Source organism: Acetobacter garciniae, from assembly GCF_017377735.1.
Lineage (GTDB): Bacteria > Pseudomonadota > Alphaproteobacteria > Acetobacterales > Acetobacteraceae > Acetobacter > Acetobacter garciniae.
Genome location: NZ_JAFVMH010000013.1, coordinates 37,811 through 59,407, shown reverse-complemented (window position 1 = coordinate 59,407; position 21,597 = coordinate 37,811). Strand labels below are relative to the sequence as shown.

Annotated in this window: 14 protein-coding genes; 9 read left to right on the top strand and 5 right to left on the bottom strand. The window is 63.6% G+C overall.

The features are described from left to right. The first annotated feature begins 173 nt into the window (after positions 1–173). Positions 174–1,622 (top strand): NAD(P)-dependent oxidoreductase, encoded by a 1,449-nt coding sequence (locus J2D77_RS15930; protein ID WP_207847443.1) that lies wholly within the window; start codon positions 174–176, stop codon positions 1,620–1,622. Next, entirely contained in the window at positions 1,622–6,172 is a 4,551-nt protein-coding gene (gene gltB, locus J2D77_RS15925) for a glutamate synthase large subunit (RefSeq protein ID WP_207847467.1), read from the top strand. Before J2D77_RS15930 ends, gltB begins: the two co-directional genes overlap by 1 nt. Positions 6,173–6,451: 279 nt before the next feature. On the opposite strand, the gene J2D77_RS15920 is transcribed toward gltB, so the two are convergent. Then, entirely contained in the window at positions 6,452–6,667 is a 216-nt protein-coding gene (locus tag J2D77_RS15920; protein ID WP_207847442.1) for a hypothetical protein, read from the bottom strand. 406 nt (positions 6,668–7,073) lie between these two features. Between J2D77_RS15920 and J2D77_RS15915 the strand changes: the two genes are divergently transcribed. From J2D77_RS15915 to J2D77_RS15900, 4 genes are all read left to right on the top strand, one after another. Then, positions 7,074–9,263, top strand: a complete 2,190-nt coding sequence (locus J2D77_RS15915) for a beta strand repeat-containing protein (protein ID WP_207847440.1) — start codon at positions 7,074–7,076, stop codon at positions 9,261–9,263. Beyond that, positions 9,260–10,972 (top strand): autotransporter family protein, encoded by a 1,713-nt coding sequence (locus J2D77_RS15910; protein ID WP_207847437.1) that lies wholly within the window; start codon positions 9,260–9,262, stop codon positions 10,970–10,972. The genes J2D77_RS15915 and J2D77_RS15910 overlap by 4 nt, the downstream gene beginning before the upstream one ends. Positions 10,973–11,277: 305 nt before the next feature. Next, a complete protein-coding gene (locus tag J2D77_RS15905) occupies positions 11,278–13,131 on the top strand; it encodes a M3 family oligoendopeptidase (protein ID WP_207847435.1) in 1,854 nt (617 codons plus the stop codon). Between the two features lie 2 nt (positions 13,132–13,133). After that, positions 13,134–14,498: an ABC1 kinase family protein gene (locus J2D77_RS15900; RefSeq protein WP_207847433.1), complete on the top strand. Its 1,365-nt coding sequence runs from the start codon at positions 13,134–13,136 to the stop codon at positions 14,496–14,498. A 249-nt stretch (positions 14,499–14,747) separates the two neighbouring features. Here J2D77_RS15900 and J2D77_RS15895 read toward each other — a convergent pair whose 3' ends face one another. After that, positions 14,748–15,338, bottom strand: coding sequence for a hypothetical protein (locus J2D77_RS15895; protein ID WP_207847431.1), 591 nt, complete (start codon positions 15,336–15,338; stop codon positions 14,748–14,750). A 180-nt stretch (positions 15,339–15,518) separates the two neighbouring features. Between J2D77_RS15895 and ispH the strand changes: the two genes are divergently transcribed. From ispH to rnhA, 3 genes are all read left to right on the top strand, one after another. Continuing rightward, positions 15,519–16,628: a 4-hydroxy-3-methylbut-2-enyl diphosphate reductase gene (gene ispH / locus J2D77_RS15890; RefSeq protein ID WP_407927112.1), complete on the top strand. Its 1,110-nt coding sequence runs from the start codon at positions 15,519–15,521 to the stop codon at positions 16,626–16,628. Positions 16,629–16,637: 9 nt separating this feature from the next. After that, entirely contained in the window at positions 16,638–17,612 is a 975-nt protein-coding gene (locus J2D77_RS15885) for a homoserine kinase (protein ID WP_207847427.1), read from the top strand. Positions 17,613–17,727: 115 nt separating this feature from the next. After that, positions 17,728–18,228, top strand: coding sequence for a ribonuclease HI (rnhA, locus tag J2D77_RS15880; protein WP_207847465.1), 501 nt, complete (start codon positions 17,728–17,730; stop codon positions 18,226–18,228). Positions 18,229–18,392: 164 nt separating this feature from the next. On the opposite strand, the gene J2D77_RS15875 is transcribed toward rnhA, so the two are convergent. From J2D77_RS15875 to J2D77_RS15865, 3 genes are all read right to left on the bottom strand, one after another. Continuing rightward, positions 18,393–19,397, bottom strand: coding sequence for an OmpA family protein (locus tag J2D77_RS15875; RefSeq protein WP_230975882.1), 1,005 nt, complete (start codon positions 19,395–19,397; stop codon positions 18,393–18,395). Positions 19,398–19,468: 71 nt separating this feature from the next. Further along, positions 19,469–20,287 (bottom strand): NAD kinase, encoded by an 819-nt coding sequence (locus J2D77_RS15870; protein WP_269142570.1) that lies wholly within the window; start codon positions 20,285–20,287, stop codon positions 19,469–19,471. After that, positions 20,277–21,590 (bottom strand): glycosyltransferase family 4 protein, encoded by a 1,314-nt coding sequence (locus tag J2D77_RS15865; RefSeq protein WP_207847423.1) that lies wholly within the window; start codon positions 21,588–21,590, stop codon positions 20,277–20,279. Before J2D77_RS15865 ends, J2D77_RS15870 begins: the two co-directional genes overlap by 11 nt. Positions 21,591–21,597 lie beyond the last annotated feature (7 nt).

The following is a 21,597-nucleotide window of genomic DNA, read 5'->3' as shown; positions in this document are numbered from 1 at the left end:
AATGGTACCTTTATTCGGGTGGGGGTGGATATTTTCTGTTGAGAAACTGCAAAAAAAACTAAAAACGACAGCAATACTGTCTTTTTATCTGCGAGGATAAAGAGCACCTTCCGCCCCACTTGACGATGAGGGCGATGTCCATTGGGCGCGCTCTGTTTTTCCGGGGGTCGCGCATGGCGAACACAATGCTGAAATTTGTCTCAGTTCCGCAAAGGCAGCCGGAAAAACGCACGGCGGATGCCCGGCGCGCGGATTTTGACGAAATCTACGAGGATTACTCCCCCCAGGCGGCGGGGGAGCAGGCCAGTCGCTGTTCGCAGTGCGGCGTGCCGTTCTGTTCGGTGCATTGCCCGCTGGGCAACAACATTCCCGACTGGCTGATGCTGACCGCACAGGGGCGGCTGGAGGAAGCGTACGGCGTATCCTCCGCCACCAACAGTTTTCCCGAAATCTGCGGGCGCATCTGCCCGCAGGACCGGCTGTGCGAAGGCAACTGCGTGATCGAGCCGGGGTTCGAGAGCGTGACCATCGGCGCTGTGGAACGCTACATTACCGACACGGCGTTCGAGAAAGGCTGGGTGCAGCCCATTCGCCCCATGCGCGAACGCGCGCAGTCCGTAGGCATTGTGGGTGCGGGCCCCGGTGGGCTGGCGGCCGCCGCCCAACTGCGCGAGCAGGGCTTTCAGGTGCATGTCTATGACCGGTATGACCGCGTGGGCGGGTTGCTGGTCTACGGCATTCCCGGCTTCAAGCTGGAAAAGGATATTGTTGCACGCCGTCATGCCCTGCTGGAGGAAAGCGGGGTGGTGTTCCACCTCGGCCAGGGCGTGGGGAGTGGTGCGGATGACCTGCCGTTCGAAGTCCTGCGTTCGCGCCACCATGCGGTGCTGATCGCGACCGGCGTGTACAAATCGCGCGAAATCGGCGGGCCGGGTGCCGGGCTTGCGGGGATAGAACGCGCGCTCGATTACCTGACCGCATCCAACCGCCGCTCGCTGGGCGATACATTGCCGCCCGAGGCCGAAGCGCTGGATGCGCAGGGCAAGGCGGTTGTGGTGCTGGGCGGGGGCGACACCGCCATGGACTGCCTGCGCACGGCCATTCGCCAGGGCGCGCGTTCGGTCACCTGTGTGTATCGGCGCGACAAGGCCAACATGCCCGGCTCCGCCCGCGAAGTGAAAAATGCCGAGGAAGAAGGCGTGCATTTCGAATGGCTGGCAGCACCCGAAGCCTTTCTGGGCGCTGCCGCTGTCACGGGCGTGCGCGCCACGCGCATGAAGCTGGGCCTGCCCGACGCTTCGGGCCGCCAGTCGGTCGAACCGCTCGAAGGCTCGTCCTTCACGCTCGAGGCCGATCTGGTCATCAAGGCGCTGGGCTTCGACCCTGAACCCTTGCCGCAGTTGTGGAACCAGCCGGGGCTGGAAGTGTCGCGCTGGGGAACGCTCAAGGTGGGGCAAAAGGATTTCATGACCTCGCTGCCCGGCGTGTTTGCTGCCGGGGATATTGTGCGGGGTGCAAGCCTGGTGGTGTGGGCCATTCGCGACGGGCGGGATGCCGCGGCCAGCATTCACCAGTGGATTGAAGCAAATGAGACGGCATCCGCCGTGGCGGAGCAGGGATGATGGCTATGGAGCAGTTTCCGAACACTGGCGAAAGTGCTGAAGAATTTTTCAAGGCATGGGACGCCAACGTCGCAGCCCTGGACGGGTTGTACGACCCGGCGGATGAGCGTGATTCCTGTGGCGTGGGCTTTGTCGCGGCCCTGGACGGCAAGCGTCGGCGCGACGTGGTGGCGGCCGGTATTGCGGCGCTGAAGGCCATCTGGCATCGTGGTGCGGTGGATGCCGACGGCAAGACCGGCGATGGCGCTGGCATTCATGTCGAAATTCCCCAGGCCTTTTTTGCCGATGCCATCACCAGCACGGGTGACCGGCCCAGCGATGGGCCGATCGCGGTGGGGCAGGTGTTCCTGCCCAAGACCGATTTCGTGGCCCAGGAACTGTGCCGCCAGATCATCGAAACCCAGATTCTCGCGTTCGGCTACGGCATTTACGGCTGGCGGCAGGTGCCCATCGACACCTCCTGCATCGGTGAAAAAGCCAACACCACCCGGCCCGAGATCGAACAGATCCTGATCCGCAACCTGCCGCGCAAGCCCGAAGCAGAGTTCGAGCGCGACCTGTATGTCATCCGCCGCCGGATCGAAAAGGCCGCCATTGCCGCCCAGGTGGACCTGTATATCTGTTCGCTGTCATGCCGTTCGCTGATCTACAAGGGCATGTTCCTGGCCGAGCATCTGACCGAATTCTATCCGGACCTGCTGGATGAGCGCTTCATCAGCCGTTTCGCCATTTACCACCAGCGCTATTCCACCAACACCTTCCCTACCTGGAAGCTGGCGCAGCCTTTCCGCCGTCTGGCGCATAATGGTGAAATCAACACCATTTCGGGCAACATCAACTGGATGAAAAGCCACGAGACCCGGCTTTCCCACCCTGATCTTGACCCGTGGATGTCCGATATCAAGCCGCTGGTGCAGGCGGGCGGGTCCGATACCGCGACTTTGGACAACGTGTTCGAACTGCTGACCTTCGCTGGGCGTGACGCGCCGGCCGCCAAGGCGCTGATGATCCCCGCCAGTGTCGGCGGCCATACGGGCATGAAGCCCGAACACCGCGACATGTTCATGTATTGCAACGCCGTCATGGAACCGTGGGACGGCCCGGCCGCCCTGTGCGCCACCGACGGGCGCTGGGTCGTGGCCGGGCTCGACCGGTCCGGCCTGCGGCCGCTGCGCTACACGGTCACGACCGACAAGCTGCTGATCGTGGGGTCCGAGACCGGCATGGTGCGCGTGCCCGAAAGTGCCGTTCTGGCCCGCGGGCGCCTTGGCCCGGGCGAGATGATCGGCGTCGATCTGGATGAAGCCAAGCTGTACAGCAATATCGAACTGCTCGATGTGCTCTCGGCCCGGCAGGACTTTTCGGAATGGGTCAAGCGCACCCAGAAAATCGGCCATCTGGTCCGTGCGGATGTGACCGAACCGCTTTGCTACCAGGGCGATGAACTGCGCCGCCGCCAGTTGGCCGTAGGCACCACGCTGGAAGAGCTTGAAGCCATCCTGCACCCGATGGTGGAAGATGCGAGCGAGGCCATCGGCTCCATGGGGGATGATACCCCGCTTGCGGTGCTCTCCCCCCATTACCGGGGGCTGTCGCATTATTTCCGCCAGATGTTCAGCCAGGTGACGAACCCGCCCATCGATTCCCTGCGCGAATCGCGGGTGATGAGCCTGGCCACCCGGCTGGGCAACCTGGGCAATATCCTCGACCAGTCGTCCGAACAGTGCGACATGCTGCAACTGCCCAGCCCCGTGCTGACATCGGGCGAATATGCGGCCCTGCGGCAGTTCTGCGGCGCTTCGGGCTGCGTGATCGACTGCACCTTCCCCGCCAAGGATGGGGAGGCCGGGCTGCGTGAAGCCATTGCCCGTATCCGGCATGAGGCCGAAGACGGCGTGCGCGGCGGCTGCACCCATCTGTTCCTGACGGATGAGGCCCAGTCCGCCGACCGTTCCTGCATTCCTATGATCCTGGCGACGGGTGCGGTCCACACCCATCTGGTGCGCACGTCCTTGCGTACGTTTACTTCGCTGAACGTGCGCACGTCCTCCGCGCTGGATGTGCATGCCATTGCGGTGACCATTGGCGTGGGTGCTACCACGGTTAACCCGTACCTGGCGCAGGAAAGCATTGCCGACCGGCACCGCCGGGGCCTGTTCGGCAGCCGCAGCCTGCGTGAATGCATGGAACGTTACCGCAAGGCGGTGGATAAGGGCCTGCTCAAGATCATGTCCAAGATGGGGATTTCCATCGTGGCGTCGTATCGTGGCGGCTGTAATTTCGAGGCGGTGGGCCTTTCACGCGCCCTGACGGCGGAATTCTTCCCCGGCATGCCTTCGCGTATTTCGGGTATCGGGCTTTCGGGTATTGCGCGCAACGTGCTCAGCCTGCATGCGCGGGCCTGGGGGTCTGCTTCCGCCCTGACGCTGCCGGTGGGCGGGCTGTACAAGCTGCGCCGCGGTGCGGAACAGCATGCCTTCGATGGCCAGTTGATCCATATGCTGCAAACCGCTGTCGCCACCGACAGCTTTACCATCTACCGCCGCTATGCCGATGCCGTGCGCGCGCAGCCCCCCGTGGCCCTGCGCGACCTGCTCGACTTCCGCGAAGGGCGCACCCCCATTCCGGTGGAGGAGGTGGAAAGCATCACCCAGTTGCGCAAGCGGCTGATCTCGCCTGCCATTTCCCTGGGCGCACTCAGCCCCGAAGCGCATGAGACACTTTCCATCGCCATGAACCGGATCGGTGCGAAATCCGATTCCGGTGAAGGCGGGGAAGACCCGTCCCGCGCCAAGCCCCGCCCCAATGGCGATAACGCGTCCTCTGCCATCAAGCAGGTAGCGTCCGGCCGGTTCGGGGTGACCGCGCAGTACCTGAACGATTGCCGCGAGCTTGAAATCAAGGTGGCGCAGGGTGCCAAGCCGGGTGAAGGCGGGCAGTTGCCCGGCTTCAAGGTGACGGAGCTGATCGCCAAGCTGCGCCATGCCACACCGGGTGTGACCCTGATTTCGCCCCCGCCGCACCACGATATCTATTCCATCGAGGATCTGGCCCAGCTTATCTACGACCTCAAGCAGATCAACCCGGATGCGCGGGTTACGGTCAAGCTGGTGGCGCGTTCGGGCATTGGCACCATTGCCGCGGGTGTAGCCAAGGCCAAGGCCGATGCGATCCTGATTTCGGGCCATAGCGGGGGCACGGGGGCCAGCCCGCTCAGCTCCATCAAATATGCGGGCCTGCCGTGGGAACTGGGGCTGGCGGAAACGCACCAGGTGCTCATGCTCAACCGCCTGCGCCACCGCGTGCGCCTGCGCGCCGATGGCGGGATCAAGACCGGGCGCGACGTGGTGATCGCGGCCATGCTGGGGGCCGAGGAATTCGGTATCGGCACGGCAAGCCTTGTCGCCATGGGCTGTATCATGGTGCGGCAGTGCCATTCCAACACCTGCCCGGTCGGCGTGTGTTCGCAGGACCCGGCCATGCGCGCGAAGTTCGAAGGCACGCCCGAGAAGGTGATCAACCTGTTCTCCTTCATTGCCGAGGACGTGCGCAATATCCTGGCCTCGCTCGGCTTCCGCTCGCTCAACGAAGTCATCGGCCGGACCGACCTGCTGCGCCAGGTCTCGCGCGGGACGGACGACCTGGACGATTTGGACCTGAACTCCCTGTTGTCGCAGGCGGACCCGGGGCCGTTCGCGCGCTACTGCACGCTGGAAGGGCGCAACGAAGTGCCCGACACGCTGGACGCGCAGATGGTGGGCGACGCCCGGCCCCTATTCGAACATGGCGAGAAAATGCAGTTGCACTACAACGTGCAGAACACCCAGCGCGCTATCGGCACGCGCATTTCATCGCTGATCGTGCGGCAGTTCGGCATGAAGACGCTTGCTCCGGGCCACCTGACCGTAAGGCTGCGCGGTTCCACCGGCCAGTCGCTGGGGGCGTTCGCGGTGCAGGGGCTCAAGCTCGAAGTGCTGGGCGATGCGAACGACTATGTAGGCAAGGGCCTGTCGGGGGCGACCATTACGGTACGTCCGTCGCCGTCTTCCACGCTGGTGACGAACAAGAACGCCATTATCGGCAATACGGTGCTGTATGGCGCGACCTCGGGCGAGCTGTTCGCGGCCGGGCAGGCGGGCGAACGCTTTGCCGTGCGCAATTCCGGTGCTGTGGCCGTGGTGGAAGGCTGCGGTTCCAACGGCTGCGAATACATGACCGGCGGCACGGTGGTGGTGCTGGGTGAGGTCGGCGACAATTTCGGCGCGGGCTTTACCGGCGGCATGGCCTTCGTGCTTGACACGGCGCAGGACTTCGCTGAACGCATCAACCCCGAATCCCTGCTCTGGACCCGGGTGACGGACCCGAAATGGGAGGCCACATTGCGCGGCCTGGTGGAACGGCATGTGGAGGAAACAGGCTCCGCCTACGCCGCCATGCTGCTGCATAAATGGGACGACGTGCTGCCGCAGTTCTGGCAGATCGTGCCCCGCGATTACGCGCGTATTATCGGCTTTACCGTGCCCCAGGCCGAACTGGAGCACGCGGGCTGAAGCAGGAGGCCGACAGAACACAGCGGGAGACGGGTCTTTTCAAAGGTGCTTCTATGACAGGGGTGCCATGACAGGGACGTTATGAAAAATCCGTCCCCCCTGTTTTCGTTTGGGCCGTTCGTGTCTCGCGGGGTAGCATCATGCACGTTGGCTGACCCGCTCCCTGCGGGGCCACGCAGTTCGACGTGCATGATGGCCTATGGTGCATTCCGCCGCCGGGTTTGTGTTGTCCTGCGTTCTTTCACAGGTCGTTTGTAGTAGGGTGCGGCGGGTATTTTTTCATGCCTCACGATGGATCGCCCGATCTGACGGATTTCCAACAAGAATTGCAAGCTGGCTCTGGCTGCTGATGCCGGCTTTGCGGAAGATATCCTTGCGCTGGGTTCCTGCGTATTGCTCCGACATTCCCATTAGATCCGCGGTTTTTCGTGGTAGGGTGCGTGCTTCTCGAAGCTTTTTGTAAAAAGCTTCGCCGAAAACTTTCAGAAAATTCATAGATATTTCTCAGCCCGGCTTGCTCCGGGCAGGCATCCTGCGGGCCTGGGCATTATCCCGCCTGAGGGTCATTCTGGCCTGACATCATGCGCGCGCGATGAGGCACGCATGACATGGTCGCGTTTTTATGGATGTGCCGAAGTTTATAGGTAATACCGTAAGACTATAGTCTTCGTGCAAAAAGAAAAAAGAAGACGAACATTTAATGCTGGCAGTCCCTCCCAAATGGGAGCTTAGATGCGCAGTTTGTCTATGCGAAACTGGAACCATGTAACTGTCTGTATTTCTACGGTGGAGTGGTTCGGTGGAGAAGAATAATTTTACGGCGGCATTTAAAAAAGTCGGTAAATCTTTCAAGTGTCGTTATTTGCGGTCGGTCTCCGTTCTTGCCTTGCTGGCAGGCGGCATGGGTGCACCGGTTGCGCAGGCGGTGGCGGATGAAATCGTTAATTATGACCTGACAAATACGGCGGCGGATTCCTGGTACAATGTTCTTCAGGGCGGTGTATCGACCTCCTATGTGTGGGGTACATTTACATGGGACTGGACAACAGAAACCCTGGTATCCGCTGATCTGCACGTTACGGCCAGTCCGGGAGTCGGGGGGTATCCGGCAATTGTGGCGACTGACTTTTCCGAAGACGATCAGGTGTACGATCAGTGGACCGGGGATACCCAGACTATAGCAACGTATACATTTGACGGTAATACCTACACGCAAGGCTCGACTATTCATTCCGAACTGCATCTTGTTGCCGCTAACGATTTGCAAATCATGCTGGATTTTACGCCCGATGTTACTGACGAGCTTTATCCTGTCGATAATAATGTCAGTTCATCCATGTCGTATACGTATGCGGAAGATAACCCTTATGGCCTTGCCGCAACGGCTGCGGTAGCGAGCGGGGCAGAATTTATCGCAACAACCCAAACGGCGTCATCGTTGCCATCGTCATCTTCCAGCGCTATTTTCGACGGGGGCACCTTGGCGCTCGATGGAACGGATATTTCTGGAAATACCTTCTCGATCACCGGCAACAACGGCACGATCGACCTTGCAGGGCATGACGCCACCATTACCAACCCGATCACGAATTACCAGGCTGGAACAGCGGGTGGCCTCACCATTACCGATTCAGGCACCGGTGGCGCCCTTACCCTGGCGGGTGCGAATACCTATACCGGGACGACGACGGTCGATCAGGGGGCTGCTCTGGACCTTCCTGGCTCGCTGGCCGGCGCGCTGGCGAATAATGGCGTTACCGACATCAACGGCGGCACCGTTGCGGGGACGACCACCAATACCGGCACGCTGACGGCAGAAAATGGCGCGACCCTGCACGATATCGACAATCAGGCCGGCACGGCGACCCTGACCGACACCAGTGGCGATGCCATCAACAACGCTGCAGGTGCGACCCTGGGTGCGACCGGCGGCACGTTCACCAGTGCGACCAACGCCGGGGACCTTACGCTTGGGCAGGGCAATACCATTGCGGGCGATGTCGCGAATAACGGTGGCACGCTGGCGCTGGACGGCGATACCGTTGCTGGAACCACCACCAATACCGGCACACTGTCGGCCGACGGTGCAACGCTTGCCGATCTGGACAACCAGGCCGGCACGGCGACCCTGACCGATACCAGTGGGGATGCCATCAACAACGCGGCAGGTGCGACCCTGGGTGCGACCGGCGGCACGTTCACCAGTGCGACCAACGCCGGGGACCTTACGCTTGGGCAGGGTGATACCGTTACGGGCGATGTCACGAATAATGGCGGCACGCTGGCGCTGGATGGCAACACGATCGGGGGAACGCTGGCTGCGAATGACGGCACCTTTACCGTCACACAGGTGGGGGCAAGCTCGGCGGATGTGGGCTCCACGGTCGGTTCGCTTTCGGGCGGGGCAGATGGTCTGCTGAACGGCACGCTGGACGTGAGCAATGCAGACGGCACCTATTCGGGCAGTATGACCGGTGCCGGGGGGCTCAGCGTGACAGGCGGGAACGAAACCCTTTCGGGCACCAATACCTATACCGGGACGACGACAGTCGATCAGGGGGCTGCTCTGGACCTTCCTGGCTCGCTGGCCGGCGCGCTGGCGAATAATGGCGTTACCGACATCAACGGCGGCACCGTTGCGGGGACGACCACCAATACCGGCACACTGACGGCGGAAAATGGCGCGACCCTGCACGATATCGACAACCAGGCCGGCACGGCGACCCTGACCGACACCAGTGGCGATGCCATCAACAACGCGGCAGGTGCGACCCTGAGTGCGACCGGCGGCACGTTCACCAGTGCGACCAACGCCGGGGACCTTACGCTTGGGCAGGGTGATACCGTTACGGGCGATGTCACGAATAATGGCGGCACGCTGGCGCTGGATGGCAACACGATCGGGGGAACGCTGGCTGCGAATGACGGCACCTTTACCGTCACACAGGTGGGGGCAAGCTCGGCGGATGTGGGCTCCACGGTCGGTTCGCTTTCGGGCGGGGCGGATGGTCTGCTGAACGGCACGCTGGACGTGACCAATGCAGACGGCACCTATTCGGGCAGCATGACCGGTGCCGGGGGCTCAGCGTGACAGGCGGGAACGAAACCCTTTCGGGCACCAATACCTATAGCGGGAATACGGTGGTCTCCAACGGTACGCTGACGGTGGATGGTTCGATCGCCAGTTCTCCTGTGACGGTGGAAAATAACGGCGTTCTGGCCGGTTCTGGCATAGTGGGGGCAACCGAGGTCGAAAGTGGCGGTATTATCTCGCCCGCCGGCAGCGATGCCGCGGGGGACGGTCCGGTCGGCACTTTGACGACAAACGGTTCGCTGAGCATGGATGCGGGGTCGACCCTGCTGGCCAATGCCGTGGGGACCGATACAGGCACCAGTGTGCAGGTCAACGGCACCACGAATGAACTGATCCAGAGCGATCAGGTTAAGGTCAACGGTGCCCTGACTTTGTCGGGCAGCACCATAGCCCTGACCGGAACACCCTTGAAATATGGCCAGGCTTACGAGCTTTTTTCGGCAACGGATGGTGTAACCATCGACAATTCCAATGTTGTCGCGGCTGTGAATCCGTACCTCTTCCTTGCCCCGTCCCTGTCCACCGATGGCACGAATGTCTATGTCACGGATGAGCGGAACGGTGTGTCTTTTGCCTCGGTAGCCAATACCCGCAACGAAAGCACGGTAGGGGGAGCGTTGGACCGCCTGCCGGCTAATAGCAGCGTGGCTGTGGCGGTTTCACAATTGAATGCGGCGAATGCCCGTTCGGCGTTCAACGCCTTGTCGGGCGAGATTCATGCTTCTGCCCGCACGGCGCTGATCCAGGACAGCTTCTTTGTCAGGCAGGCCGCTCTGGACCGGCTGGACGGCGCGGATTGCGACAGTGCCCAGGTCGACAGCACGATCCGTACAGCGGACGTACGCACGAAACACGATGACGGGCGTTGTCATTCTGATCGGGCGGTTTTTTGGGGGGAAGCCTATGGCAGCCTCGGCCATAATTCCGGCGACGGCAATGCCGCGGCCATGCAGCATTCGACGACCGGGTTCGTAATGGGGGCCGATGCGCCGGTGCTGGACACGTGGCGTGTGGGCGGGCTGCTCAGCTACGGTCGGTCCATGTTCGATATCGGCAGCGGACGCAGTTCATCCGGGCACAGCAACAATGTTTCGGTTGGCGGCTACGCTGGCACGCATTGGGGTAATCTTAACCTGCGTCTGGGCGCTACCTATACGTGGGACATGCTCAGTATCCGTCGGAACGTGGCATTCCCCGGGTTTGGAAACCGTCTGAACAGCAATTATCTTGGCGGGACCGCCCAGGGCTTTGGGGAACTGAGCTACAAACTGCACGCCGGGCACACGATTGTTGAGCCCTTCGGCAATGTCGCCTACGTCAATCTGCATACCGATGGATATCATGAACACGGCGGCCCGTCGGCCGTACGGGGTGCTGCGACCGATACAGGGGTAACGTTCTCCCCCTTCGGTTTCCGTGCATCTTCGGCCGTGCAGGTCGGAAAGCTGACGCTGGTTCCCCACGGCATGGTGGCCTACCGTCATGCCTTCGGCCTGACCACACCCACCATGCGGCAGGTATTCGCATCCACGAATGGCGGCATGGATGTGGGCGGGGTGGCATTGTCCACAAATGCGGTCGTTGTCGATGCGGGGCTGAGTGCACGCCTGACAGACCGGATCGACATCGGTCTTTCCTTCATCGGGCAATACGGGGACCAGTCGGTTGATAGTGGTGCCCGCGCGCATTTCCGCTTCAAGTTCTGATCCTGTAAAAGACAGGACCGTGGCTCGTCCGGCAATGCCGGGCGGGCCGTGTTTCCGACACGTCGCGACACTGCAAAATAAGATCATGCGCGCGGCGGTTCTGTCCGGTGCGGCCGCCATATCCATGGTGGGGATGTGCCCCGCCCCGGTCCATGTGGCGGCGGGCGCTGTGGACCATGGAAGCAGTGTGCAGACGTTACCCGGCGGGCGAGGGGGCAATCTCTCGCCCGCTGTGCTTTTTTGCCATGCGGCGTTCGCGTTCGTGCGCTCTCGCCTCTGGCGCATTTGCAGGGTAGAGTAGGGGCATGGAACAGACCACGCACGCCCCCAATCCCCGGCATACTCCCCATTTCACCGCCCCGGTCAGCGATCGATCCTCTGGCGCGCCCGCAACGGCAGGGGAGGGCGCGCTCCCCCGGTGGGACCTGTCCGCCCTGTATGCGGGCATGGACGACCCCAAGCTGGAAGCCGATCTGGCGGGTGCCACCGAACAGGCCAGGGATTTTGCCCAGCGCTATCAGGGCAGGCTTGCGGGCCTGTCCGGGCATGAACTGGCGACGGCGCTGGCCGAGTTCGAGGCGATCGAGGAAAAACTGGGGCAGGCGGGCTCTTATGCCTCCTTGCTGTTCGCGGCGGATTCGTCAGATCCCGCGATCAGCCGTTTCAACCAGTCCATGAACGAACGGCTGACGGCGATCTCCACCGATCTGCTGTTTTTCACGCTGGAACTGAACCGGCTGGAGGAAGACGCCTTGCAGGCCCGGCTGGCCGACCCGGCTCTGGCGCGCTGGCAGCCTTACCTGCGCGATGTGCGGATGTACCGCCCGCACCAGTTGTCGGACGAGGTTGAAAAGGTCCTGCTGGAAAAATCCGTTACCGGGGCGCAGTCCTGGTGCCGCCTGTTCGATGAAACCATAGCCGCCCTGCGTGTCACGCTCGATGGCCGGGAAATGACGGTGGGCGAAGCGCTCAACCGCCTGTCCGACACCAACCGCGACACGCGCGCGCGCGCGGGCCAGGCCGTGGGTGCCGTATTCGGCGAGAATGTGCGGTTGTTCTCGCTCATTACCAACACCCTGGCCAAGGACAAATCCATAGCCGACGGCCTGCGCCATTACGCGCGCCCGACTTCGGCACGTAACCTGTCCAACATGGTCGAAGACAATGTGGTGGATGCGCTGGTCTCCGCCGTAAAGGCCGATTATCCGCGCCTGTCGCACCGCTACTACGCGCTCAAGGCCCGCTGGATGGGGCTGGAAAAGCTCGAACACTGGGACCGCAACGCCCCGCCCCCCGGCAGCGACGACCGCGAAATTCCCTGGGCGGAAGCCAAATCCATCGTGCAGAAGGCCTATGACGGGTTTGACCCGCGCCTTGGCAGGATCATCAACACCTTCCTGACCAATCCGTGGATTGACGTGCCCCCGGCCCCCGGCAAGTCACCCGGGGCTTTCGCCCACCCCACCGTGCCATCGGCCCATCCGTATATTCTGCTGAACTATCATGGCCGCATTCGCGATGTCATGACGCTGGCCCATGAACTGGGCCACGGCGTGCACCAGGTCCTGGCGGCGCGGCAGGGTTATTTCATGTCCGACACACCGCTGACCCTGGCCGAAACCGCCAGCGTGTTCGGCGAGATGCTGACCTTCCAGTCCCTGCTGGAAGCGGAAAAAGACCCCGCCCGCCGCCGCCTGCTGCTGGCCGCCAAGGTGGAGGACATGCTCAACACCGTAGTGCGCCAGATCGCGTTCTACGATTTTGAAACCCGCGTGCATGACGAACGCCGCAGCGGCGAATTGCTGCCCGAACGCATTGGCGAAATCTGGCGCGCCGTGCAGACCGAAAGCCTGGGCCCGGCCTTTCACTTCACCCCCGACTACGACGTGTTCTGGGCGTATATTCCGCATTTCATCCATTCGCCCTTCTATGTCTACGCCTATGCGTTCGGGGACTGCCTGGTGAACGCGCTTTACGGCGTGTTCCGCGAAGGAGCGCCCGGTTTCCAGGATAAATACGTTGCCATGCTGGAAGCGGGCGGCACGCTGCGCCACCGCGAATTGCTGGCCCCCTTCGGGCTGGATGCGTCCGAACCCGCCTTCTGGCGCAAGGGGCTGGATGTGATCTCCGGTTTCATTGACGAGTTGGAACAGGGCTGATCATGGCGCGTGACCTCGATAATTCCGGCGTTTTCGGCGAATTCCGGCGCATGGTGCAGACAACCGGCACGGTAGGCGGGATCGCCGCCCGCCTGGCCGGCCACAAGATCGGCCTGTTTTCAGGTGGGGCCGCCCATGCGGAAGACCTCAAATCCGTGCTGGGCGGGCTCAAGGGCCCGTTGATGAAGGCGGCCCAGCTTCTGGCCACCATCCCCGGCGCCCTGCCCGAGGAATACGCCGAGGAACTGGCCCAGCTTCAGTCCAACGCGCCCCCCATGGGGTGGAACTTCGTGCGTCGCCGCATGACGGCGGAGCTTGGGCCGGGCTGGGAAAAGCATTTCCGCTCCTTCGGGCGCGAAGCAGCGGCTGCCGCCAGCCTGGGGCAGGTCCACAAGGCGGTGCTGGCCGATGGCCGCGTCGTTGCCTGCAAGCTGCAATATCCCGACATGAATGCGGCGGTAGAGGCCGATCTGCGGCAATTCCGCATGGCGATCGGTGTCTATCACCGGCTGGACAACGCCATCCGCCAGGATGACGTGGTGGAGGAACTGGCCGAACGCCTGCGCGAGGAACTGGATTACCGGCGCGAAGCCGCCAACATGCGGCTTTACAACGGCATGCTGAGCGAATGCCCCGACATTACGGTGCCCCTGCCGGTGGACGAGCTTTGCACCCGCCGCCTGCTGACCATGGAATGGGTGGCTGGCCGCAACCTGAACACCGCCATAAAGGACGGGCTGGCGGAGGATGAGAAAAAAGCCATCGCCCGCGCCCTGTTCCGTGCGTGGTACCTGCCGCTGTACCGCTACGGCGTGGTGCATGGCGACCCACATATGGGCAATTTCACCCTGCGTGACGATGGCGGGCTGAACCTGCTCGATTTCGGGGCGATTCGCATTTTCAGGCCCTCTTTCATCAAGGGCAATATCGACCTCTATAACGCCCTGCGCACAGGGGACACCGATCTGGCGGCCCATGCGTATGAGGAATGGGGCTTTCGCGACCTGACGCGCGAGAAAGTGCTGGTGCTCAACGAATGGGCGGGGCTTTTGTTCGCCCCGCTCATGGATGAGCGCGAACGCTACATCCAGGAAGACAACGACCCCTCGCGCGGGCGCGAAGTGCTGTCGCGCGTGCATGACGGGCTGCAAAAAGCCGGCGGCGTGCGCCTGCCGCGCGAATTCGTGCTGGTGGACCGCTCCGCCATCGGGCTGGGCTCGGTCTTCATGCGGCTCAAGGTCAAGATGAACTGGAGCGAACTGTTCCACGAAATCGTGGAAGGCTTCGACAAGGATACCCTGGCCCTGCGCCAGCAGGCGGCGGTGGATGCCGCCAGTTTCCCCCCCGACGTGCCCCCAGCAGTCTGAAGGGCATTGCCGCAGACTCCGCGCGGCTCCGACCGGCCCCGAGCGGCAGCGGCGTGGGCATGCTCGCGCCGGCCAGTGCGGGCTACAGCCCGTGAATAACGAGCCTCTGTGCGACAGCCCCCGCGCCTGCAACAGGGGCGGCGTCAGCCATGACCGGGCTGCGCGCTACCGCCATGCCTGAGCCACCCCGACCCCTCTCCGCATTGTGCAGAACGGCCTTGAAGGCAGCGGGCGGGGTGCTGCCCTGGTTCAGTAAGACTGCCAGGACGGGCGGCGCAGATGTTCCTGGTTATATTGCAACTGCTCTTTCGTAAGCTGGAACCCCACTTCGAAACGGTAGTCTGAATCCACATTGCGCGGCGGAATGGGCAGGTCGACGGTCACGAGCCGGGTTTCGTTGTCGAAGGTGGAAAGATTGGGCGGGAACGTCACCACATGGTGGAAGACGTGCTTGTTCACGATCCGGTCGCCATGCAGCACGGCAATGAACCAGGGCAGGGTCACGGTGGTGCCGGTTGCCGCCGCACCCTTCTCGACCGTCATGCGCAGCACGAGTCGGGTTTTCAGGTCCTTGGGGCCGCCGGACTGGCAGTCGCCTTGCAGTTTGACGATGCTCGCCCGCGCCACCAGGTCGGGGAATGTCGTGCTTTTGCCATTATAGAGGTAATAATCGGCGGCTTCGCCCGGCACATGCGTAATGGGGCAGGCCGGTGCAAAGCTCATGGATGCGTTCTGGTCAGGGCCGCAACCGCTCAGGACACTCAATAGTCCCAACGCCGCCAGGCCCGACGGGGCAGGGCGGAAAAACAGGCGGAATGCAGGCGCAGCAGGGTGGGGCATGGAATGGTCCGGCTTTATGTGAAGGACAGGTGACAAGACAGGGCATAAAAGCGTGGTGTAGACTGACAGGCGCATCTTTGAGGGCTTCGATGCCGTAAAACGGGTTGCATCCCTTGCGTCCTTTGCGTAGGCCACAATTTCCGTCGCCCTAGCGGGTTCCGGGCAGAGCCAGTTTTCAATATGCTTCTTCATAGCCAGTTTTCTTCTATACAGTCCGCCGCAACTTTGGGGAACACCATGCCCGATCAAACTCAAACCAAAGCTCCCGCGACCGCTCCTGCCCCCGGCGCGTCCCACGCTGCGCCGCAGGGCGGTGCCAACGGGGCTTCCAAAGGTGCGGATGCCATGTCGCTGAAGGTGCTCCTGGCCGGTCCGCGTGGCTTTTGCGCCGGGGTGGACCGCGCCATCCGCGTGGTGGAGGAAGCCATCCGGCGCTACGGCGCACCTGTCTATGTGCGGCATGAAATCGTGCATAACCGCACGGTGGTGGAAGAGCTGGAAGCCCAGGGCGCCATTTTTGTCGAGGAACTGGACGAAGTGCCGCCTGACGGCCATGTCGTGTTTTCCGCCCATGGCGTGCCCAAGACCGTCCCGGCCGAAGCCGAACGCCGTAACCTGCTTTATCTGGATGCCACATGCCCGCTGGTGTCCAAGGTGCACCGCGAGGCCGAACGCCATTACGCCGGTGGTGGCCCCGAAAGCCGCCATATCCTGATGATCGGCCATGCCGGCCACCCCGAGGTTGTGGGCACCATGGGCCAGTTGCCCCCCGGTGCGGTGACCCTGATCAACGATGCGGAAGAAGCCCGCACGGTCCAGCCCGAAGACCCCACGCGCCTGGCGTTCATTACCCAGACCACGCTTTCGGTCGACGATACGGCTGAAATCGTGGATATCCTGCGCGAGCGCTTTCCCCTGATCGAAGGCCCCAAGCGCGAGGATATCTGCTACGCCACCACCAACCGGCAGGAAGCGGTCAAGACCATCGCCCCCGAATGCGACCTGGTGATCGTGATCGGCTCCCCCAATTCGTCCAACTCGCAGCGCCTGCGCGAAGTGGCCGAACGTTCGGGCACGCCGCGCGCGCTTCTCGTCCCCCGGCTGGACGCGCTGGACTGGTCGGTGCTCGAAGGGGTCAGCACGCTGGGGATTACGGCGGGTGCGTCCGCCCCCGAAGCGCTGGTGCAGGAAATGCTGGCGGAAATGGCCAAGCGCTACACGCTGTGCATAGAAGAACGGATCGTGAAGGAAGAAAACGTGACCTTCCGCCTTCCCGCACCCTTGGGCTGAAGGTGGTTTATGGCCGTCTACACGGACGTCAGTGACGACGCCCTTCGTGCTTTCCTGGACGATTTCGCCATCGGGTCGCTGGTGGCATTTCGCGGGATTGCCGAAGGGGTCGAAAACAGCAATTTCCAGCTTCGCACCACCCAGGGTGACTATATCCTCACCCTGTATGAAAAGCGGGTCAATGCGCAAGACCTGCCTTGGTTTCTAGGCCTTATGCAGCACCTCGCGCGGGAAGGGGTGACCTGCCCGCAACCCGTGGCGGACAGGCAGGGCCAGTCGCTGAAAATCCTGGCCGGGCGCCCCGCGGCCGTAACCACCTTCCTGCCCGGCGTGTGGCCGCGCGTGATCCGGCTGGAACATTGCCGTCCGCTGGGTCAGGCCCTGGCGCAATTGCATGTGGCCGGCCGGTCTTACGTGCAGGAACGGGCGAACGGGCTGGGGCCGGATGCCTGGCCCCCCCTGCTGCAAAGCTGCGGCGCGGGGGCCGATACGGTGCAGCCCGGCCTGCTGGCGGAACTGCAGGCAGCCCTTGCCGAGATCGTGCCCAACTGGCCCGGTCGGGGGCAGACGCCCAGCCTGCCGCGCGGGCAGATCCATGCCGATCTGTTCCCCGACAACGTGTTTTTCCTTGACCAGAAACTCTCGGGCCTGATCGATTTCTATTTCGCCTGCACGGATTTCCTGGCCTACGATATCGCGATCTGCCTGAACGCCTGGTGCTTCGCGATCGATGGTTCCTTCAACATCACCTTCGCGCGCCAGATCTTGCAGGGCTACGAGAGCATTCGCCCGCTGGAAGACGCCGAGCGGGCCTGCATGCCCCTGCTGGCGCGTGGGGCGGCCATGCGCTTCCTGCTGACCCGGCTGTACGACTGGATCAACACCCCGGCCGATGCGCTGGTAACCCCCAAGGACCCGCTGGACTATCTCAAACGTCTGCGCTTCCATATGGCGACAAAGAGCAGCAGTGGCTATGGATTCTGAAAACCCCGTCATGCAGCATGACCAGCCAGGCACCGCAGATGCCCCCGCGGGCAGTGCGGGCACGGCCGTGCAAGGCAGCCCGTCGGCGCAGGCGTGCGATGGCCTGGCCGACAGCCTGTCCGAAGGGGAGCAGGAGAATGGGGAAAACCCGGCGGCCGGTCCTGCGCGCACAGTCGTGGAAGTCTGGACCGATGGCGGGTGCAGGCCCAACCCGGGCCCCGGTGGCTGGGGCGTTCTGCTACGCTGCAAGGGCGTGGAGCGCGAGCTTTCGGGTGGCGAGGAAGCAACCACCAACAACCGCATGGAACTGACCGCCGCGGCCGAGGCGCTGGAGGCGCTGACCCGGCCCTGTATCGTCAGCCTTCATACGGACAGCGAATATGTCCGCAACGGCATCACGCGCTGGCATACCGGCTGGGTGCGGCGCAACTGGCGCAATGCGTCGGGCGATCCCGTGGCCAATATGGACCTGTGGCGGCGGTTGCTGGACGCCACCAAGCGCCATGACGTGTCCTGGCACTGGGTCAAGGGCCATTCCGGCGTGCCGGAAAACGAACGGGTGGACCAGTTGGCGACGGATGCCCGCAAAGCGGTGGAAGCCTCCCTGTCCAGATAGGCAGCACCCTCGGGCCCGCTCCACCGGCCCGACAATGGCCCTTCATGCGGACCACGGAAAGAAAGCCCGCCTTTGGCTTGCCGCCCGTATTCAGCTTTGTCGTTTACCCCGGCATTCCGTATCGCCCGCGCTGCCCGTATCCCGGGTAGCGCAGGCGCGGATGTTTACGGCATGACATCCGATTCATAAATGGTGATGTAATCCTGTGTCTCGCCCGGCTTGGATTCTGGCGGTTCACCGATCACGCGCAGGTAAATCCGTGTGGACGGGGTGCCCCCGTTCATAAGCACGCTGCGCGCGGCCAGGCCCCGCGCCAGCGCCATGCGGCGCGGCAGGGAGGGATCGTTCGCAGCTCCCGAACTGTAGGCGTCGATCATGGCGCGGATATGCGGCTTGTCGGACAGGCGCTGCCCGAAGGCCAGAATGGCCTGGTGTGTCTCCGGGTTCAGGGCGGCCGATCCGGGCGCGAAGGTCAGGCGCACCCCGCCGGGAATGGCCGTGACAGTGCCCTGCGCCTGAAGTTCGACTGCAGGCTGGGCCGGAATGGGGAAGGGGTGAATTTCCACATCCGGTGGGGCCGGGGTCAGTTGCGGCTCGGGCGGGGGCGCGGGCGGGATGGTCGGCGGTGGTGCCGGGCGCTGCGGCTGCGTGCTGGCCGGCGGGGCGGCTTTCGGGGTGCCGGTGGTCTGGTTGCCCCCATTCTGGCCGCCTGGCGCGGCATTGCTTCCAGCCGCGTTGCCCTGGGCCGCCGTGCCCTGGCCCGTGGTGCCCTGGCTTGCGGTGCCTGGGCTTGTGGTGCTCTGGGCCGCGTTGTTCCGTGCGGGGGCGGTCCCTGTGGGGCTGGACTGTGCCGTGCCCTGTCCCTGCGCTGCGGGGGTGTTGCCAGCCGGTGTGGCCGTGGGCGCCTGCCTGCCCGATTGCGTGGCGGCCGGGGCGGAGGGTGCTGCGGGTGTGCGGGTCTGTGCGGGTCTGCGCGGGCGGGCCGGGGCTTGTTCGGTCGTGCTGCCCGACTGGGGCTTGCCTGTGGCGGGTATGGACGGGGTCGCACTTTGAAGGTGGTCGAGCGCTTCGCTGCTGGTGGAAACCTGCGCCTGCGCCGTGGCCATGCTCAGGATGACCGCCCCGCAAAGCAGGGACATCCGGCGCGAAAAAAAGAAGAGTTTGTGCATCGTGCCGCAGCCTAGCCCAGAAAGCGTTAGAGGTGGAATGGGCAAATTCGTGCCCCAGCGCATGGCATGGGCTAGGCGCTGAACTGTTCGGACACGATCCGTTCGGATAGCGTCTGCCCCGGGTCGAACAGGAGCGTCACACTCAGGCTGCGGTCCTCGCGCACCTGGACCGAGACCACATTGCGGATCTCCATCGAATCGGCCACGGCCGCCACCGGGCGTTTCTCATGCTCGAGCACGGTGAACGCCACATGGGCCGAAGAAGGCAGCAAGGCCCCCCGCCAGCGGCGCGGCCTGAAGGCGCAGATCGGTGTCAGCGGCAGCAGATTGCCCGAGAGCGGGACGATCGGCCCATGCGCGGACAGGTTATAGGCGGTCGAACCCGCCGGGGTGGCCAGAAGTGCGCCGTCACAGATCAGTTCGGGCAGGCGCACATGCTCATCCACATCGATCCGCAGCTTGGCGGCCTGGCGGGTCTGGCGAAAGAGATAGACATCGTTCAGGGCCAGGGCTTCGAAAACCTCGCCATGGGCGGCTGTGGCCGTCATGCGCAACGGGTGCAGGGTCGCGGCCTGGGCGTGGCTGAGCCGTTCGGGCAGGGTTTCCTCGTTCGTGGGGTTCATCAAAAACCCGACCGAACCGCAGTTCATGCCGTAGACCGGCGTCGTAAACCCCGCCTCCAGCACCACGCGCAATGTCTCCAGCATGAAGCCATCCCCGCCCAGGCATACGATCACCTCGGCGTCGCCCGGGTGGCAGTTCCCGTAACGGGCCACCAGCCGGTCAAGCTCCGCGCGGGCGGTTTCCGTGGGGGCGGCCATGAAGGCCAGGTGTCGCACCGGATGGTTGAACAGCGGTGGGGCAGGGGTGCCTGTGGTGTTATCCCGCAAGATGATGGTCCTGGCAAAAAAGCGGCGCGGGCCGGGTGTCGGGTGCGATATCGGCGGGGTGGGCGGGCTGGGCGGCCATGCGGGCTACCTGCCTGTCCTCCAGCGTCCGGGCGAAGGCCGGAGCCAGTGCTGTATGCAGCACTTCGTCATAGACCGCCAGCGTGGCGTGCTGCATGGCCTGGGTGGTGTAGCGCGCCAGCACCATCTGCCGGGCGGCCTGGCCCATGGCTTCCAGCCCGGCGGAGGGCATGCTCAATATGGCATGAATGGCCTCCGCCAGGGCCTGGGCATTGTTGGGCGGCACACACAGGCCGGTGACGCCGTGCTCCACCGTTTCGGCTGCGGCGCCATGATGGGCGGCAAGAACCGGGCGGCCCATGGCCTGGGCTTCCACAACCACGCGGCCGAACGGTTCGGGGCGCAGCGAAGGGACGACCACCATGGCGGCCAGCGCCATGGCGGCGGGCATGTCATCGCAATGCCCGCCAAACCGTATGACATCCGTCAGGCCAAGCTGGGCCGCCTGTGCTGCCAGGTCCTGGGCGTAGCGTGCGCTGCCGGTTTCGGACCCCGCGAACACGCAGCACCATTTCAGCGCCGGGTGGGTGCGGGCCAGCAGGGCCAGGGCTTGCAGCACCAGCCCCTGGCCTTTCCAGTGCGTCAGCCTGCCGGGCATGAGAATGACCGGCATGTCGGGCGGTATGTCCCATTGTTCGGCCAGAAGGTGCTGGCGTTGCCCCGACACGGCGGCCGGGTCGAACTGCTGGACGTCCGCCCCGCGCGGGATGGTGCGCAGCCGGTCGGGCCCGACATGATAATCCGCCGCCAGTCTCTGGGCGATGTGCCGGCTGATGGCGATCACCCTGGTGCCGCTGGCCAGTACGGCGTTGTAGAACCGCTTGCCCGGCCAGCTACTGGCATGCACCCCATGCCATGTGGTGATCAGCGGTGTGCGCCCACCCCACGCGCGGCGCTTGCGGCAGGCCAGCCGGGCCACCCAGGCGGGTGCGCGCGAACGCGCATGCACAAGGCTGACACCATGCGTATCCATGATGCGGGCCAGGGTGCGGGCATTGCCGAGCATGCGCAGCGGATTGCGGCTGCCGCAATGGGGCAGCGTGATATGTTCGGCCCCCACCCGGCGCAGATGCGGTTCCAGCCGCCCGCCCGCGCTGACCACCATGGCCCTGCCCCCGGCCAGGGTTATTGCATCGGCCATTTCCAGCGTTCCGCGTTCCACGCCGCCTTGTTCCAGCGCTGGAAGGATTTGCAAAATGACCGCTCGGTCAGGTGAACTGCTCATGCCCGCC

Coding starts and splice junctions, on each gene's coding strand:
- J2D77_RS15905 (WP_207847435.1), top strand. CDS start 11,278: ATGGAACAGACCACGCACGCCCCCAATCCCCGGCATACTCCCCATTTC.
- gltB (WP_207847467.1), top strand. CDS start 1,622: ATGGCTATGGAGCAGTTTCCGAACACTGGCGAAAGTGCTGAAGAATTT.
- J2D77_RS15900 (WP_207847433.1), top strand. CDS start 13,134: ATGGCGCGTGACCTCGATAATTCCGGCGTTTTCGGCGAATTCCGGCGC.
- J2D77_RS15875 (WP_230975882.1), bottom strand. CDS start 19,397: ATGCACAAACTCTTCTTTTTTTCGCGCCGGATGTCCCTGCTTTGCGGG.
- J2D77_RS15920 (WP_207847442.1), bottom strand. CDS start 6,667: ATGAATTTTCTGAAAGTTTTCGGCGAAGCTTTTTACAAAAAGCTTCGA.
- J2D77_RS15895 (WP_207847431.1), bottom strand. CDS start 15,338: ATGCCCCACCCTGCTGCGCCTGCATTCCGCCTGTTTTTCCGCCCTGCC.
- J2D77_RS15930 (WP_207847443.1), top strand. CDS start 174: ATGGCGAACACAATGCTGAAATTTGTCTCAGTTCCGCAAAGGCAGCCG.
- J2D77_RS15915 (WP_207847440.1), top strand. CDS start 7,074: ATGGGTGCACCGGTTGCGCAGGCGGTGGCGGATGAAATCGTTAATTAT.
- ispH (WP_407927112.1), top strand. CDS start 15,519: ATGCTTCTTCATAGCCAGTTTTCTTCTATACAGTCCGCCGCAACTTTG.
- J2D77_RS15865 (WP_207847423.1), bottom strand. CDS start 21,590: ATGAGCAGTTCACCTGACCGAGCGGTCATTTTGCAAATCCTTCCAGCG.
- J2D77_RS15885 (WP_207847427.1), top strand. CDS start 16,638: ATGGCCGTCTACACGGACGTCAGTGACGACGCCCTTCGTGCTTTCCTG.